General features: G+C 68.1%; 15 protein-coding genes. 5 read left to right on the top strand and 10 right to left on the bottom strand.

Annotation, left to right across the window (positions count from 1 at the left end; all coding sequences use genetic code 11):
• The 5 genes from ACA097_RS23210 to ACA097_RS23190 all read right to left on the bottom strand — a co-directional run bounded on the left by ACA097_RS23210 (position 1) and on the right by ACA097_RS23190 (position 5,659).
• Positions 1–768, bottom strand: a complete 768-nt coding sequence (locus tag ACA097_RS23210) for a CHAD domain-containing protein (protein ID WP_371366278.1) — start codon at positions 766–768, stop codon at positions 1–3.
• Between the two features lie 72 nt (positions 769–840).
• Entirely contained in the window at positions 841–2,823 is a 1,983-nt protein-coding gene (locus tag ACA097_RS23205) for a DUF3488 and DUF4129 domain-containing transglutaminase family protein (RefSeq protein ID WP_371366276.1), read from the bottom strand.
• Positions 2,820–3,773: a DUF58 domain-containing protein gene (locus ACA097_RS23200; protein WP_160287667.1), complete on the bottom strand. Its 954-nt coding sequence runs from the start codon at positions 3,771–3,773 to the stop codon at positions 2,820–2,822. The genes ACA097_RS23205 and ACA097_RS23200 overlap by 4 nt, the downstream gene beginning before the upstream one ends.
• A gap of 16 nt (positions 3,774–3,789) precedes the next feature.
• On the bottom strand, positions 3,790–4,707 hold the full coding sequence (locus tag ACA097_RS23195; RefSeq protein WP_160287668.1) for a MoxR family ATPase: 918 nt from the start codon (positions 4,705–4,707) through the stop codon (positions 3,790–3,792).
• A 91-nt stretch (positions 4,708–4,798) separates the two neighbouring features.
• On the bottom strand, positions 4,799–5,659 hold the full coding sequence (locus ACA097_RS23190; RefSeq protein ID WP_371366274.1) for a LysR family transcriptional regulator: 861 nt from the start codon (positions 5,657–5,659) through the stop codon (positions 4,799–4,801).
• A 112-nt stretch (positions 5,660–5,771) separates the two neighbouring features.
• On the opposite strand from ACA097_RS23190, the gene ACA097_RS23185 reads away from it, so the two are divergent.
• Positions 5,772–6,215 (top strand): multidrug/biocide efflux PACE transporter, encoded by a 444-nt coding sequence (locus ACA097_RS23185; RefSeq protein ID WP_371366272.1) that lies wholly within the window; start codon positions 5,772–5,774, stop codon positions 6,213–6,215.
• Between the two features lie 137 nt (positions 6,216–6,352).
• Here ACA097_RS23185 and ACA097_RS23180 read toward each other — a convergent pair.
• From ACA097_RS23180 to ACA097_RS23160, 5 genes are all read right to left on the bottom strand, one after another.
• Positions 6,353–7,575, bottom strand: a protein-coding gene (locus ACA097_RS23180; RefSeq protein ID WP_371366270.1) for an IS3 family transposase whose coding sequence is annotated in 2 segments (ribosomal slippage) — positions 6,353–7,224 and positions 7,224–7,575 — 1,224 coding nt in all. Because the reading frame shifts where the segments join, the coding sequence is not laid out codon by codon here.
• 114 nt (positions 7,576–7,689) lie between these two features.
• A complete protein-coding gene (gene pyrF, locus ACA097_RS23175; protein ID WP_043253408.1) occupies positions 7,690–8,388 on the bottom strand; it encodes an orotidine-5'-phosphate decarboxylase in 699 nt (232 codons plus the stop codon).
• 88 nt (positions 8,389–8,476) lie between these two features.
• On the bottom strand, positions 8,477–8,866 hold the full coding sequence (locus ACA097_RS23170; protein ID WP_160287671.1) for a DUF2306 domain-containing protein: 390 nt from the start codon (positions 8,864–8,866) through the stop codon (positions 8,477–8,479).
• A 61-nt stretch (positions 8,867–8,927) separates the two neighbouring features.
• Positions 8,928–9,890, bottom strand: coding sequence for a response regulator (locus ACA097_RS23165; RefSeq protein ID WP_160287672.1), 963 nt, complete (start codon positions 9,888–9,890; stop codon positions 8,928–8,930).
• 1 nt (position 9,891) lies between these two features.
• The gene (locus tag ACA097_RS23160) at positions 9,892–11,193 is read right to left on the bottom strand and encodes a sensor histidine kinase (RefSeq protein ID WP_371366267.1); all 1,302 of its coding nucleotides are present in this window, start codon (positions 11,191–11,193) and stop codon (positions 9,892–9,894) included.
• Between the two features lie 169 nt (positions 11,194–11,362).
• Here ACA097_RS23160 and ACA097_RS23155 point away from each other — a divergent pair, with 169 nt between their 5' ends.
• The 4 genes from ACA097_RS23155 to ACA097_RS23140 all read left to right on the top strand — a co-directional run bounded on the left by ACA097_RS23155 (position 11,363) and on the right by ACA097_RS23140 (position 15,038).
• The gene (locus ACA097_RS23155) at positions 11,363–12,292 is read left to right on the top strand and encodes a YeeE/YedE thiosulfate transporter family protein (protein WP_371366265.1); all 930 of its coding nucleotides are present in this window, start codon (positions 11,363–11,365) and stop codon (positions 12,290–12,292) included.
• A gap of 194 nt (positions 12,293–12,486) precedes the next feature.
• A complete protein-coding gene (eat, locus tag ACA097_RS23150) occupies positions 12,487–13,851 on the top strand; it encodes an ethanolamine permease (RefSeq protein ID WP_371366263.1) in 1,365 nt (454 codons plus the stop codon).
• Positions 13,852–13,949: 98 nt separating this feature from the next.
• Complete coding sequence (locus tag ACA097_RS23145; RefSeq protein WP_084166670.1) at positions 13,950–14,123, top strand: DUF2897 family protein; 174 nt, start codon at positions 13,950–13,952, stop codon at positions 14,121–14,123.
• A gap of 150 nt (positions 14,124–14,273) precedes the next feature.
• Positions 14,274–15,038: a lysostaphin resistance A-like protein gene (locus ACA097_RS23140; RefSeq protein ID WP_371366261.1), complete on the top strand. Its 765-nt coding sequence runs from the start codon at positions 14,274–14,276 to the stop codon at positions 15,036–15,038.
• Position 15,039 lies beyond the last annotated feature (1 nt).

Here is a 15,039-nt window from a genome sequence, read left to right as displayed (position 1 = left end):
TCAAACCTTGCGCAGCGCCTTCTGCAGCACTTCCAGCGCCTCGTCGGCGTCCCGCTCGGCGAGGTCGTGGCGGGCGTTCCAGTGTGGCTGCAGAGGCATCAAGTCGAGTTCGCGCTCGCTGCGGATCAGCCACTGCTCGTAGTCGTGCCAGACACCCAGGGCATCCTGGGCCGTCTTTAGCGGCCCGAGTACCTGCCGGGGCAATGGCGACTCCTTGGGATAGGCCTCCAGCGCATAGCGCACCCGCTTGATCAGCAGGCGCAGGCGATGGCGGTCGTGCGCCGGGTCATCCAGTGCCTTGAGCAGCACGCGCCATTGCTTGCGCAGGCGCTTGCTGACCTTGGCATGCAGTCCGTCGAGCACGCCGTGGCGGTCGGCGGTGCGCAAGAGCATCGGCCAGCCGTCGAGCAGGCGCAGCAGGCGCTCCCATTGCGGGCTGGCGAGCAGCGCGACATAGCCCGTGGTGAGCGCCGGACGGCGCAGGTCGGCGGCATGCTCCAGGCCCTCGGCGGTCAGCACCGGCAGCAACACTTCGAGATCGCGCAGCGGCCCGCTGAGGCGACCGACCTCGCCCAACGAAGCCTCTACCTCGTCGATGCCCGGCATGCCCTGCAACGGATGCAACAGGCTGCGCAGGCGGCGCACGGCGATGCGCAGGTCGTGCAGCGCCTCGCTGTCGACGGCCGCGCGCAGGCGTTCGGAGGCGCTGAACAGGGCGACCTCCTGCTCGATGACATGACTGATCAGGTAATCACTGAAGGAGGACACGGCAGACTCCCGGCGGCTCGGTTTAATGAGGGTAGGCGACGGCACGGCAAGCGCCACCCCGGCGCTGCCCGCTCAGCGCCAGCGGAACCAAGGCAGGCTGCGCCGCAGGCGGGCCAGGCGCGAGCGCAGCTCGCCGGGGGCGGAGGCCGCGTTTCCGTAGCGCTGGCGTTCGAAGGCATCGACGAAGGCACCGATGTCCGCTGCCTGTGTCGGCAACTGGCGCATCGCTCGCTCGGCGAAAGCGCGCGGCCCTTCCCCTGCGATTCGCTGCAGCCCCTGCGTGGCCAGCAGTTGCTCGAAGCGGGCGAACTGTCGCAGGTGCGGGTCGCGGGCATGGCGCCAGGGCTTGAACAGCCAGAGCGCGAGCAGCGCCAGCAGAACGCCGCAGCCGCCCACCAGGGCGATGCCGATCCACACCGTGTCGAGCGTGCCGAACCAGCGCTGGAGCATCCGCGACTGCTGCTCGCCCTGGTAGCCCAGCACCCAGCGCTGCCAGTCGTAATTGAGGCTGTCCCAGCTCAGGCGCAGCTGGTTGAGCAGGCCGAAACCGCGGTAGCGCACCAGGGAGAACGGAGAGTCGGAGAGGAAGCTGCCCTCCTCCGCCATCGCATCCTCCAAGCCGCGCTCGATACGCGAAGGCGCGACCTGGAAGGTCGGATCGACGGTGCGCCAGCCCTTGCCGGCCTGCCAGTACTCGACCCAGGCGTGGGCGTCGAACTGATGCACCAGCAGGTAGTCGCCGCCCGGATTCAGTTCGCCGCCCTGGTAGCCGGTCACCACCCGCGCGGGGATACCGGCTGCGCGCAGGACGAAGGTCATGGCGCCGGCGTAGTGCTCGCAGAAGCCACGGCGGGTATCGAAGAGGAAGCCGTCGATGCGCTGCTCACCGGTCGCAGGCGGCCGCAGGGTGTATGCGTAGGGCTGGTCGTGGAAGTGCCGCAGGACAGCCTGCACCAGTTGCTCCGGCTGCGGGTAGCGATCGCGTAGCTCCTGCGCCCAGGCGCGCGCGCGGGGGTTGCCGCGCGCCGGCAGTTGCAAGTCGCGACGCAGGCTCGTGGCGCTGCTGTTCGGCTCGCGCAGGGCCTGCGGCCAGGAGACCACGCGGTACATCAGGACTTCCTGCACCGGGCCCTTGCGCTCCAGGCGGAAGTCGCTCATCAGCCGCGCATCACCAGGCCCGTCGCCGATCACGTCGAGGCCGAACAGCCAGGACCGGGCGCTGGGTTGCATGATCACCTGGTAATTCAACGACGGGCCCTGGCGAGTCCATTGCGGCGGGGCATCGGACTGCGCGCGCCAGCTCTGGGTCCAGCGCTCGCCGTCGAAACTCTCCAGGGTCAGGGCGCGCCAGTAGAGCTGGTCCTGCGGCGGTGGCGGGCCATCGAACTTGACGCGGAACGCCAGGTCGGCCGACTGGCTGAGCTCGACGAAGTCCCCCGGCGCCATCGAGTCGCTGAGCCCGGTGCTGGCCCGCGCGCCCGGCAGCGGCAGCGACCACAGCGGCCCCATGCGCGGGAACAGCAGAAACAGCAGCAACATCAGCGGAATGGCCTGGGCGAGCAGCCCCGCGGCCAGCCGGAGCGTGCGCCAGGGGCCCTCGGCGAAGCTGCTCTGCTGCAGGCCGATCAGCGCGGCCAGCAGCGCGGTCACCGGCAGCAGGCTGAACAGCGCCGCCACCATGCTGGCATCGAACAGGTAGCTGGTGGCCACGGCGAAGAAGCCGAGCAGGATCATCACCAGGGCGTCACGGCGGGTCTTGAGCTCCACCAGCTTGATGACGAAGGCGGCGATCAGCAGCACCACGCCGGCATCCAGGCCGATCAGCGAGCCGCGCGACAGCCAGACCCCAGCCGCCGCAGCCACGACCAGCGCCATCTTGGCGATGCCGTTGGGATAGTTCGCACGCATCCGGTAGACCTGCACGCGCCAGGCCGCGCAGCCCAGCCAGAAGCCCACCACCCACAGCGGCAGATGCTGCAGGTGCGGCAGTATCACCAGCGCCTGCGCCACCAGCAGCCAGGTCAGCGCGATGCGCGGCAGCGGCTGGCGATTCATTCGCCGCTCCCGAACAGCGCCAGCTCGCGCAGGCAGGCGCCGCGATGGGCGTCGCCGCTGGCCACCGGCAGCAGCACGCCGGGCAGGCGCAGGCCGAACGGCTGGCCGCGGAGGGAAAGCTGCAGCACCCAGTGGCAAAGGCAGGACAGCCGAGTTTCGACATCGCCGCCCAGCAGGTTGAAGTCCAGCCACAGGTTGCGCCCGGTCAGCGCCGAGAAGTCCTTCACCAGCAGCCCCTGGCCGCGCGAATAGGCCTTCCAGTGCAGGCGCCGGCGCGAGTCGCCGGGTTGATAGGGGCGCAACCCCTGGAAGTCGTCGACGCCGCGGCCGCTGGCGCGCAGCCCTTCCTCCTCCTCTTCCGAGCGACCGCCCTCCAGCGGCAGGTCGGCCGGCAGCGGGCGTGGATAGACCAATCCGGCCTGCGCCAGGTCGAGCCAGCTCCAGGCCACCAGCAGGCCGAGCGGGAAGCGGCTTTCCACCCGCAGGCGCCCCGGCCGTAGCCAACCTCGCCGTTCGGCCGGCAGCGCCAGGACCAGCTCTTCGGCGCCGTTGCCACGGACATCGGCATACATCAGCTCGGTCTCCGACCAGCCGATGCCGATGGCCCGCCGCGAGCGCCCCTCGCCTTCCAGTCGCACGCGGAAGCAGACCTGCTCGCCGACGAACACCGGCATCGCCCCAAGGGCGGTCAGGCGCAACCCGCCGAGGTTCCGGTAGGTGTGCAGGATCGCGACTATGAATAGCGACAGCAGCAGGAAAGTCAGGCCATAGGCCAGGCTGTTCTGGTAGTTGATCGCGGTGAGCAGCAGGAGCACCAGGGCGATGCCGAAGGCCACGCCCTGGCCGGACGGAATGATGAAGATGCGCCGCTGGTTGAGCTGCAGCGAGGGCGATGGCGGAATGCGCCGGGCGATCCAGCTTTGCCACAGGGGACGGACCTTCACCAGCATCGCGCGCGAACCTCCGTCAAAGCGCCGGGACTTCGCGCTGCAGCCATTGCACCAGGGCGCCGCCGCCGTGTCCGGACGGGTCGGCCTGGTCGCGCAGGCGGTGCCCGGCCACCGACGGCAGCACCGCCTGGACATCCTCGGGAATCGCATAGTCGCGCCCGGCGAGCAGCGCCCAGGCGCGTGCCGCTGCAAGCAGCGCCAAGCTGCCCCGCGGCGACAGGCCGAGGGCGAAAGCCGGCTGGCTGCGGGTCGCTTCGGCCAGGCGCAGCACGTATTCGACCAGCGCGTCGCTGACGTGCACGCGCGGGACTTCAGCCTGCAGCGCAGCCAGCTCCTGCGGGGTGAGGATCGGCTCCAGGCGCGGCAGCAGGTCGCGCCGCGCCTCGCCCAGCAGCAGTGCCTTCTCCGCGGCGCGGCCGGGATAGCCCAGCGACAGGCGCATGAGGAAGCGGTCGAGCTGCGACTCCGGCAGGGCGAAGGTGCCGCCCTGGGTGACCGGGTTCTGCGTGGCGATGACGAAGAACGGCTCGGGCAGCGGACGGGTCGCGCCCTCGATGGTCACCTGGCCTTCTTCCATCGCCTCCAGCAGCGCGCTCTGCGCCTTGGGCGTGGCGCGGTTGATCTCGTCGGCCAGCACCAGCTCGGCGAAGATCGGCCCGGGGTGGAAGACGAACTGCCCGCTGTCCTTGTCGAACACCGAGGTGCCGAGCACGTCGCCCGGCAACAGGTCGGAAGTGAACTGGATGCGCTGGAAGCTCAGCCCGAGCACCCGCGCGAGCGCGTGGCACAGGGTGGTCTTGCCCATGCCGGGCAGGTCCTCGATGAGCAGGTGACCACGCGCCAGCAGGCAGGTCAGCGCCAGGCGCACCTGCACTTCCTTGCCCAGCAGGATGCCATCGACGGCGTTCAGGCACTTCTCTAGCTTGCTGCGCATCCTCACCTCTCTTGCCCGGGGTAAAACACCGATCCTACCGGCCCGACCGCTCGTGCGGCAGGGGCGACGCGAGAAACTGTGAACGGCCGCCTCAACTGGCCAGCAGACGCTCGACCAGCCAGCGCGCCGCCGGCCCCAACGGGCGATGCCGCGACCAGACCACATCGACCGCCACGCTGCGCGGCCAACCCGGCACCTGCAACTGCTGCAGGCGGCCGCGGGCGAAGCGCTGGTCCATCCAGGTCGGCAGCTCCACCCAACCGAAGCCGAGCACCGCCATGTCGAGCAGCAGCAGGTAGGTCGGCGCCGACCAGAAGCGTCCGCCCAGCGGCGGCGCGGCATCGTCGATGAAGGTGTTCAGGCGCAGGTTGCGCCAGGCCAGCAGGTCGCTGCGCTCGACCTTCTCCAGTTGCGCAAGCGGGTGCTCGCGGCTGACGAAGAGGCCGAACTCGGCGCACTCGCCCAGGGTGGCCGAGCCGATGTCCGGCGGATAGTTGGGCTGCGCGGCGAGCAGCCCGAGCACCGCGCGGCCCTGGCCGACCAGGTCGATGACGTCGCCATGCTCGGCGATCAACCACTCGAACTCCATGTCGGGGAAGTGCCGGTCGATTTCCGCCAGGCGCTTCTCGAACGGCTCGGACTGATAGGTATCGGACATCGCCAGGGTCAGCCGTGGCTCGAGGCCGGCCGACAGCTGCCCGGCGAACTGGCCGAGGCGGTCGTTGGCCATCAGCACTTCCTCGACGCGCCCGAGCAGCGCCTTGCCGGCTTCGGTCAGCTTCGGCTGGCGCGCCGAGCGGTCGAACAGTTCCAGGCCCAGGTCGATTTCCAGGCGCGCGATGGCCTCGCTGACGGTCGACTGGCTCTTGCCCAGCTTGCGTGCGGCCGCGCTGAAGGAGCCGAGGCAAGCGGCCTCGGCAAACGCCTGGAGGGATTCGGGGGAGTATTGCATCTGGCGCCTCGTCCATCGGTTTTACCGATGCTAGCCAACTTCGAAGTCACCCTTCAACCGATGAGAATAGCCGCCATTCGGCCCACTTGGGCCCACTGCCCGGAGAACACCCATGAGTCCGCAAAAGACCCTGAAGGAACGGTTGTTCCATGCCTTGCTCTTCGAATTCATCGCCCTCGCCATCTGCGCGCCGACCCTCGCCTGGCTCATGGACCAGCCGCTGGCGCACATGGGTGTGCTGACACTGATGTTCTCGCTGGTCGCCACCCTCTGGAACATGGTCTACAACGCGCTGTTCGACCGCGTGCAGCGCCGCCTGGGCTTCATCCGCACGCTGCCGGTGCGCATCCTCCACGCGTCGCTGTTCGAGGCGGGGCTGGTGATCATGCTGGTGCCGTTGGCGGCCTGGTGGCTGAACGTCGGCCTGCTGGAAGCCTTCATCCTCGATATCGGCCTGCTGCTGTTCTTCCTGCCCTACACCGTGGTCTTCAACTGGGTGTACGACACACTGCGCGGACGCTGGATCGAGCGGCCGCGCGAAGCACTGGCCCGCTGAGCCGGAGCCCCCTGTAGGAGCGAGCTTGCTCGCGAACCTGCTCCGCAGCGGGGCCATTCGCGAGCAAGCTCGCTCCTACGAAAAGCCACTGTCTAGTCCTGAAATAGGTTTACACCTCTCAGGCCATGCTCCAGACCTCAAAACGCCCGATGCACCGCATCGGGCGTTTTGTATTTCAGGGCCAGGTGAGGGCGCTCGCGGTTATAGATGTCGACGGCTTCACGCACCATGCGGCGCGCCTGCGCGAGGTCGGCGGGAGGATGCTCCAGCAACTCGTTCTTCAGGATGCCGTTGACGCGCTCAGCCAGCGCATTCTGGTAACAGTCGTAGCCGTCGGTCATCGAGCAGATTGCTCCGTGCTGCGCGTGCAGGCGTTGGTAAAGCCCCGAGCAGTACTGAATTCCTCGGTCGGAGTGATGCACCAGGGGTTCCTGCGTCGTGCGGCGCCGCAGCGCCTGGCTGTAGGCATGGGCCACCGACTCGGCGTGCAGGCTGTCGTGGACGTGATGGCCGACGATCTTGCGCGAATAGGCGTCGGTGACCAGGCTCAGGTACAGCGGGCCGCTCTGGCTGGGCAGATAGGTGATGTCGGCAACCCAGACGCGCTCCGGCGCATCGGGCAAGACCTGTTGCGGCCCTGGCTTGAGCAGATTGGGATGGCGATGGAACCGGTGAAAACTGTGGGTGGTCTTGTGGTACGCCCGCTTGGGTCGAACCAGCAGGCGGTGCTCGGCCAGCACCCGGAACAGGCGATCGCGCCCAACTCGCAACGCGGCTTCCGCTTGCTGCTGCAACAGATAATGCAGCTTGCGTGCTCCCAGGCGCGGCTGACGCATCCGCACCTGCCGCACGAACTGGGCGATCTGTCGATCCTGCTGGCTGCGCTGATCCGCCGCCCGGTTGCGCTGGTAGTACGCCTGGCGGCTGATGCCCATGAACTGGCAAGCCCTGCTAACACTCAGCGCTTGGACTTGCCTTTGCGTGAGGACTTGCCGGGACGCTTTTTTACGATCGAAACGCCGTAGTCATTCTTCAGCACATTCACCACGGCCTCGAAGAACTGCGCCTTCTGGCTCATCACCTCAAGCTGCTGCTCGAGTTCCTTGATGCGTTGTTCCGGGGTCAACGGCAATTTCGGGGTATTCATATCCGGGCTCCGAGCCTTTCGAAGGGAGGCGCCCTGGTTCCAGTCCTGCCGGCCATGCTTGCGTAACCACACCAGCACCGTCGAGCGGCCCTGGATGCCATAGCGGGCCTGAGCCTCCTTGTAGTTCATTTCGCCTTTTTCGACCTGGTCGACCACCGCCAGTTTAAAAGCCAGCGTGTAATCACGCTGGCTGCGACGAACACCTTCTGCCATCGGGGGCTCTCCTGAAATAAGGGCGAAGGTGTAAACCTTATTCAGGACGGGACACACGCAAAGAAAAAGGCGGAGCAGGTCACCCTGCTCCGCCTTTTTTCGTTCCCGGGGCGATCAGCCCAGGGACGCGACGATCGAGGTCAGCGCAGCGGCCGGGTCGGCGGCCTGGCTGATCGGGCGGCCGATCACCAGGTAGTCGGAGCCGGCGTCCAGCGCCTGGCGCGGGGTGAGGATGCGGCGCTGGTCGTCCTGGGCGCTGCCGGCCGGGCGGATGCCGGGGGTGACCAGTTGCAGGGCCTGGTGCGCGGCTTTCAGAGCCGGCGCTTCCTGGGCCGAGCAGACCAGGCCGTCGAGGCCGGCCTTCTCCGCCAGGGCAGCCAGGCGCAGCACCTGCTCCTGCGGCTCGACGTCCAGGCCGATGCCGGCCAGGTCCTCGCGCTCCATGCTGGTCAGCACGGTCACGCCGATCAGCAGCGGCTTGGCGCCGTTCAGGCCGTCCAGGGTCTCGCGGCAGGCCGCCATCATGCGCAGGCCACCGGAGCAGTGCACGTTGACCATCCACACGCCCATCTCGGCGGCGGCCTTCACGGCCATCGCGGTGGTGTTGGGGATGTCATGGAATTTCAGGTCGAGGAACACCTCGAAGCCCTTGGCCGCCAGGGTCTCGACGATCGCCGGGCCGCAACGGGTGAAGAGTTCCTTGCCGACCTTGACCCGGCACAGTTTCGGGTCGAGCTGTTCGGCCAGCGCCAGGGCGGCCTCGCGGGTGGGGAAATCCAGGGCGACGATGATCGGGGACTGGCAGGCGGACATGGGTTCTCTCGCGGGGAATCAAAAAAAACGCCGCGCATTGTCGCAGAAAGCGCGCCCGCCGGCAGCCTCGGGCGACGCCCTGCGCGCCTCAGCCGCCGAACAGCCAGGTGTGTAGCAGGCGACCCGGCATCAGCGCAAAACTGCCGGCGATCAGCAGGCCACCGACGTACAGGCCGATCATGTTGCCGCGATGCGTGCGGATATCGCCGCGGCGGGCCGCCAGCCAGGCCGCCGGCACGCTGTAGAGGGTGACCAGGCTGAACAGGTGGATGAAGCCGAAGTGCCCCAGCACCTGCGGCCCGACATGCGCCGGCATGGCCAGGGTTATCAGCCCGGTGGCCAGCATCAGCAGCAGATAGCAGCGCCCCAGCGCCTTGTGCAGTGGCGTGCCCTTGCGCCGCACGAGCAAGTAGGTGCCCAGGGCGAACGCCGGCAGCACAGTGGCGAGGTGGGCATAGGTCAGGCCCAGGTAGCTCATGGCAGACTCCAGGCGAACGGGAGCCCCAGAGCATGGCCCGGCGCCGGCCGGGCCGCCAGGGTCAGACCGTCAGGCGTTCACGCAGGCGGCCGAGCATGCCCAGCAGGCTGCCGACCTTCTCCCGCTCGCGCTCCTCGCGCGGCACTTCGGCCACGCGTGCCACGCGCTGCTGCGGCTGCGCGCGCCAGAGCAGGGCCTGCTCGGCGGCGGCCTTCAGGCCCTTCTCGAACAGCCCGCGGCGGATCGGCTTGGGCAGGTAGCGGAAGATCTGCGCCTGGTTGATCAGCGCCAGCAGGTCCTGGGTGTCGCGGAACGGCGTGACCACCAGGCTGAGCAGGCGCGGATGGGCCTGGGCGAGGGACTTGAGCAGCGGCGCGGTGTCTTCGCCGGCCAGTTTCAGGTCGCTGACCAGCAGGTCGATCGACTCGCCATTCAGGCAGGCGATGGCTTCCGCGAGCGTCCGCGCGCGATGCAGGCGATGGCCGCTGGCAGCGCAGAAGTCGCCGACGCACGCCAGGGTGTCGGCGTCCTCGTCCAGCAGCAGCACGTTCAGCGGCGCCGCCGCCCGGCTGATGGCCTGCAGGTCGGTCACCACCGCGCCCTGGCGGCCGGCGATTTCCGCCGCCTGGCGCAGGGTGAAGGCCATTTCCTGCGGGTCCCAGGGCTTGGTCAGGTAGCGGAAGATGCCGCCGCTGTTCAGTGCTTCCACCGCGGCATCCAGGTCGGAATAGCCGGTGAGCAGGATGCGCAGGGTGTCCGGGGTGATCTCGCGGGCCTGGGCCAGCAGTTCGGAGCCGGTCATCTGCGGCATGCGCTGGTCGCTGACGATGATCTGCACCGGCTCGCTGCGCAGGCGCTCCAGGGCGCGGCGCGGATCGCTCTCGGTGAGCACTTCGTAGTGCCGGCGGAATTGCATGGCCAGGCTGCGCAGGATGCGCTCCTCGTCGTCGACGAAGAGGATGCGGGTCAGGCCGGAGGGACGGGCCTGGCCGGTCTGCAGCTGGGCCTTGAGCGGCTGGATCATGTCAGGCACTCCGTTTCAGGTCGCGGGCCTGCGCACGTGGCAGGCGGATGAGGAAGCGGGTGCCGCGTCCGGGTTCGGACGCGACGCGAATGCTGCCGCCATGGTCCTGGACGATCTTGTAGCTTATCGACAGGCCCAGGCCGGTGCCCTGCCCCGGCGGCTTGGTGGTGAAGAAGGGGTCGAAGATGCGCTGCATGACCTCGGCGGGCATGCCCTTGCCGTTGTCCTGCACCGAGACGTACACCGAGTCGTCGTCGGCCCAGGTCTTCACGTGGATGTGGCCGAAGCGCTCCATCGCCTGGGCAGCGTTGGTGAACAGGTTGAGCAGCACCTGGTTGATCTGCGAGGGCGCGCAGGCGATGCGCGGCAGCTCGCCGAGCTGGCGGACGATCTCGGCCTTGTCCTTGATGCTGTTGCGGGCGATCAGCAGCGCGCTCTTCACGCACTCGTTGAGATCGACCTCCTCGCTCATGGCGCGGTCCAGGCGGGCGAAGTCCTTCAACCCGCCAACCAGCTCGCCGATCTGTTCGAGGCCGTAGGTGGTGTCGCCGAACAGCTGGTCGAGATCGCCCAGCAGCTCCTCCAGCGGCGCTTCGCGGCGGGCCGCTTCGGCAGCCTGCAGGGCCTGGACCAGCCGCGCTTCGTCGCAGGCCGCATCGTTCAGGCAGTCGACCAGCTGGCTCTGCGACTCGGCCACCTGCAGCAGCGGCAGGATCTGCTCGCGGACCAGTTCGAGGTTGTTGCGCACATAGCCCAGCGGGGTGTTCAGCTCGTGGGCGACGCCGGCGACCATCTGCCCGAGCGAAGCCATCTTCTCCGACTGCACCAGCTGCGCCTGGGATTCCTTGAGGTCGACCAGCGCCTTGCGCAGCACGCGGTTGCGCTGGGCGATGCGCGATTCCATGGCCTTCAGCAGGTCGAGCACGGTACCCAGGCCGAGGTAGGCGCCATTGCCGTCGACCAGGATGAAGTCCTCGGTGATCGGGTACTGCAGGCGCGCGGTGATCTCCTGCGCCGCCTCCTCCAGGCTGGACGCCATGCTCACCTGCAGCGGCGCCGCGTTCATCGCATCGCGGATCGGCCGGCGCCCCCAGAGGTCGCGGCCGAAACGCTGCATGAAGATGTCCTGCAGCCTGTAGCGGCTGATCAGGCCGAGCGGACGGCCCTCGGCGTCGACCACCGGCAGCGAGAGGAAGGCGCGGTGCTCGGCGGTGAGCAGGCGGTCGGCGACGTCGCTGACGCTCATCTCCGGGCGCAACGGCTCGACTTCACGCAACAGGGCGTGCAGGGCGCTGGTGGTCATCGAGGGGGTCCCCTGATTCAAATGCCCGCCAGTGAAGCAGCGCCAGATTGCCAGCATGTGACAGCCGTCGCGGCCAACCCAATTTTCATCGACACGTCATCGCTGCGTAACAATCACCCCAACGCGACGTCTAGCGTTTGAAGAGGAGACCGCTACAGGAGCCGACGCGATGCCGATCCTGCTCGCCAGCCTGGCGCTGGCCTCGCTCATGGGGCTCGCCATCCAGCGTGGCGGCACCTGCCTGGTCGCCGCCGTCGAGGAAGCCGTGCTGCTGCGCCGCTGGACCCGCTTCGCGGCGCTGCTGGAAGCCACGCTGTGGGTCATGGCCGGGATGATCGCCCTGCGCGTCCTCGGCCTGCTGCCGCGCGTGCCCATGGGCTTCGACCTGCACTGGGGCGCAGCGACCGGCGGCATGTTGCTGGGCCTGGGTGCGCTGCTAAACGGCGGCTGCGTGCTCGGCACCATCGCCCGGCTCGGCTCCGGGCAGTGGGCCTGGCTAGGCACGCCGCTGGGCTTCCTCGGTGGCTGCGTGCTCGCCCGGCACTGGGGCGCCGCAGCGGTAGACATGCCAATGGCTCTGCCTACCTGGCTGCAGGACTTGCCGGCCGCCCTGCCGGCGCTGATCGTGCTGCCGCTCGCGCTGCGTGGCGGCTGGATTCTGCGCGACGCTCGCCGCCGCAGCGCAACGCCCTGGTCGGCGCACCTGGCGACACTGGTCATCGCGTTGTGCTTCCTCGGCCTGTTCTGCACGGTTGGTCCCTGGAGCTACACCGACGTGCTCGGCGAACTGGCCGACGGCCGCTTCATGCACCTGGGCATTCGCGGCCTGCTGCTCCCCGCGCTGTTTGGCGGCGCCCTGCTCGGTGGCTGGCTCTCCGGCAACTGGCGGCATCGCTGGCCGCGCGCTTTGGACCTGGCGCGCTGCCTGGCCGGCGGCGCACTCATGGGGGCCGGCGCCAGCCTGGTGCCCGGCGGCAACGACAGCCTGATCCTGTTCGGCATGCCGCTGCTCTGGCCGAACGCCTGGCTGGCCTTCGCCAGCATGTGCCTGAGCATCGCCCTGGCGCTCGGCCTGGTCGCCCTGCTGCGCCGCCCCTGAACGAACCAGGCTTGTGCCGCCGCTGCCCCGACATGAGGCGAAACGGCAGAGAAAAACCAGGTAGTCGGCGAAGAACGCCGGCAAATCGTCGAGAAAACGACAGCAACCCGCACTTTGCGACCTGCCTGCCCATGCTGGCACGACGACTGCACGACGCTTGCCGTCGTGTCGTTGACCCTTCAGGGAGAACCCGCATGAGCACGCAACTCAAACCCACCCTAGGCACCCTGCACCTGTGGGGCATCGCCGTCGGCCTGGTGATTTCCGGCGAATACTTCGGCTGGAGTTACGGCTGGGGCGTGGCCGGCACCCTCGGCTTCCTGGTCACCACCTTGCTGGTGGCGACCATGTACACCTGCTTCATCTTCAGCTTCACCGAACTGACCACCGCCATTCCCCACGCCGGCGGGCCCTTCGCCTACAGTCGCCGCGCTTTTGGCGAGAAAGGCGGGCTGGTGGCCGGGCTGGCCACGCTGATCGAGTTCGTCTTTGCCCCGCCGGCCATCGCCATGGCCATCGGCGCCTACCTCAACGTGCAGTTCCCGGCGCTCGACCCGCGCCACGCGGCGCTGGGCGCCTATGTGGTGTTCATGACGCTGAATATCCTCGGCGTGAGCATCGCCGCGACTTTCGAACTGGTGGTGACCGTGCTCGCGGTGATCGAGCTGCTGGTGTTCATGGGCGTGGTCGCCCCGGGCTTCAGCTTCAGCAACTTCGTGCTCAACGGCTGGGCCGGCTCCCAGGGCTTCAGCGGCGAGGCGGTCGGCGGGATCTTCGCCGCCATTCCCTTCGCCATCTGGTTCTTCCTCGCCATCGAGGGCGCGGCCATGGCCGCCGAGGAAGCCAAGGACCCGAAGAAGACCATTCCCAAGGCCTACGTCAGCGGCATCCTGACCCTGGTGGTGCTGGCCATCGGCGTGATGCTGTTCGCTGGCGGCGCCGGTGACTGGAAAGCGCTCTCCGGGATCAACGACCCGCTGCCGCAAGCGATGAAGATGGTGGTGGGCGAGAACTCCGGCTGGCTGCACATGCTGGTGTGGATCGGCCTGTTCGGCCTGGTCGCCAGCTTCCATGGCATCATCCTCGGCTACTCGCGGCAGTTCTTCGCCCTCGCCCGCGCCGGCTACCTGCCGCGCGGCCTGGCCAAGCTGTCGCGCTTCCAGACCCCGCACCGGGCGATCATCGCCGGCGGCGTGATCGGCATCGCCGCCATCTACAGCGACAGCCTGATCAACCTGCAGGGCATGAGCCTGACCGCGGCGATGATCACCATGAGCGTGTTCGGCGCCATCGTCATGTACATCATGAGCATGCTCAGCCTGTTCAAGCTGCGCCGCAGCGAACCGGAGCTGGAACGCAGCTTCCGCGCCCCGGGCTTCCCGCTGGTGCCGGGGATCGCGCTGGTCCTGGCGACGCTCTGCCTGGTCGCCATGGTCTGGTACAACCTGACCATCGCCGCGATCTTCGCCGCCTTCATGGCCGTGGGCTTCATCTACTTCCAGCTGACCGCCGCGCACCGCGCCAGCGCCCCCGCCGACGCCATGCTCACCGGCGCCTGAGCCCCTCCCCCGGCCCCGCCGCCGAGGCGGGGCTGCCTCTGCAAGACAAGCCCGGCTGCGGGCGTTATGGTGAAGGCCTGTCCCGATAGGAGAACACCATGCCCTGGTATGCCTGGTTGATCATGATCCTCGCCCTTGGCTCCATCCTCGGTGGCCTGCTGCTGCTGCGCGACAGTGCCCGCAAGCTGCCGCTGACCGAGGAACAGCTCAAGCGCATTCACGAGCGCAACGCCCAAATGGATGCCCAGGACGCCCGCGACGACAAGCGCTGAACCCGTTCTGGCGGCGACCGTCCGGTCACCGCCAACTTTTCCTTCGTTTTCAAGCACTTTTTCTTACGTCATTTCTGCCATTTGGCTGCGACAGTGGTGGCTCCTGGCCGGTGAATCCGCCTAGACTCCCGCCACTGGATGGAGGAAATGATGCTTAGGAAGCTCCTACCGCTGTTGCCAGGCGTGCTCCTGCTCAGCGGCTTTGCCCTCGGATTCGTCCACACCCTGGGTCTTTTCATTGGCGTGCTCTATATCGCCTGGACGCTCTTCGCTGAACGCCACCTGCCCTGGCCGGTGTGGTGGACGGTCAGCCTGCTGGCGAGCTTCGCCCTCGCCGCCCACCTGCTGCCTGGCAGCGAGTCCTGGACGCTATGGCCCTCGCGCCAGCTCAGCAGCGATGCGCCGGCCTACGCCCTGCGGCTGTCCTGGGACAAGGCCCTGGTCGGGGCGACCCTGCTGGTCTGGTGGCTGCGTCGACCGCCGCCGACCAGCAGGTCGATGGACTACGCCAGCATCGCAGTGATTTGCACGCTGTTCGCCGTGCCACTGCTGGCGATCGCCAGCGGCCTGGTGGTGTGGAAGCCGAAATGGCCGGAAGGCCTGTGGATCTGGATGCTGATGAACCTGACGGTCATCTCGCTGACCGAAGAGTGCATCTTCCGCGGCTTGCTGCAGACCGTCCTGGTGCAGCGCTTCGGGGCTTTTGTCGGCATCCTGGTGGCCAGCGTGCTCTTCGGCCTGGCGCACCTGCCCTTCAGCGGCAAGTTCGCACTGGTCGCCGGCGTCGCCGGCCTGGGCTACGGGCTGGCCCTGCACTTCAGCGGACGCATGTCGATGGCGGTGCTGCTGCACGCCGCGGTGAACAGCGTGCACCTGCTGCTGCTCAGCTATCCGCTGCACCTGGGCCTGGAGTGAG

This window comes from Pseudomonas sp. QL9 (assembly GCF_041409665.1).
GTDB lineage: Bacteria > Pseudomonadota > Gammaproteobacteria > Pseudomonadales > Pseudomonadaceae > Pseudomonas > Pseudomonas knackmussii.
This window is presented reverse-complemented; position numbering and strand designations above follow the sequence as displayed.

Bases quoted from the DNA above. Each gene is read 5' to 3' on its own strand.
- ACA097_RS23200 (WP_160287667.1), bottom strand. From the start codon at position 3,773: ATGCTGGTGAAGGTCCGTCCCCTGTGGCAAAGCTGGATCGCCCGGCGC.
- ACA097_RS23155 (WP_371366265.1), top strand. From the start codon at position 11,363: ATGCCGATCCTGCTCGCCAGCCTGGCGCTGGCCTCGCTCATGGGGCTC.
- ACA097_RS23195 (WP_160287668.1), bottom strand. From the start codon at position 4,707: ATGCGCAGCAAGCTAGAGAAGTGCCTGAACGCCGTCGATGGCATCCTG.
- ACA097_RS23205 (WP_371366276.1), bottom strand. From the start codon at position 2,823: ATGAATCGCCAGCCGCTGCCGCGCATCGCGCTGACCTGGCTGCTGGTG.
- ACA097_RS23140 (WP_371366261.1), top strand. From the start codon at position 14,274: ATGCTTAGGAAGCTCCTACCGCTGTTGCCAGGCGTGCTCCTGCTCAGC.
- ACA097_RS23190 (WP_371366274.1), bottom strand. From the start codon at position 5,659: ATGCAATACTCCCCCGAATCCCTCCAGGCGTTTGCCGAGGCCGCTTGC.
- ACA097_RS23160 (WP_371366267.1), bottom strand. From the start codon at position 11,193: ATGACCACCAGCGCCCTGCACGCCCTGTTGCGTGAAGTCGAGCCGTTG.
- ACA097_RS23165 (WP_160287672.1), bottom strand. From the start codon at position 9,890: ATGATCCAGCCGCTCAAGGCCCAGCTGCAGACCGGCCAGGCCCGTCCC.
- eat (WP_371366263.1), top strand. From the start codon at position 12,487: ATGAGCACGCAACTCAAACCCACCCTAGGCACCCTGCACCTGTGGGGC.
- pyrF (WP_043253408.1), bottom strand. From the start codon at position 8,388: ATGTCCGCCTGCCAGTCCCCGATCATCGTCGCCCTGGATTTCCCCACC.
- ACA097_RS23145 (WP_084166670.1), top strand. From the start codon at position 13,950: ATGCCCTGGTATGCCTGGTTGATCATGATCCTCGCCCTTGGCTCCATC.
- ACA097_RS23170 (WP_160287671.1), bottom strand. From the start codon at position 8,866: ATGAGCTACCTGGGCCTGACCTATGCCCACCTCGCCACTGTGCTGCCG.
- ACA097_RS23185 (WP_371366272.1), top strand. From the start codon at position 5,772: ATGAGTCCGCAAAAGACCCTGAAGGAACGGTTGTTCCATGCCTTGCTC.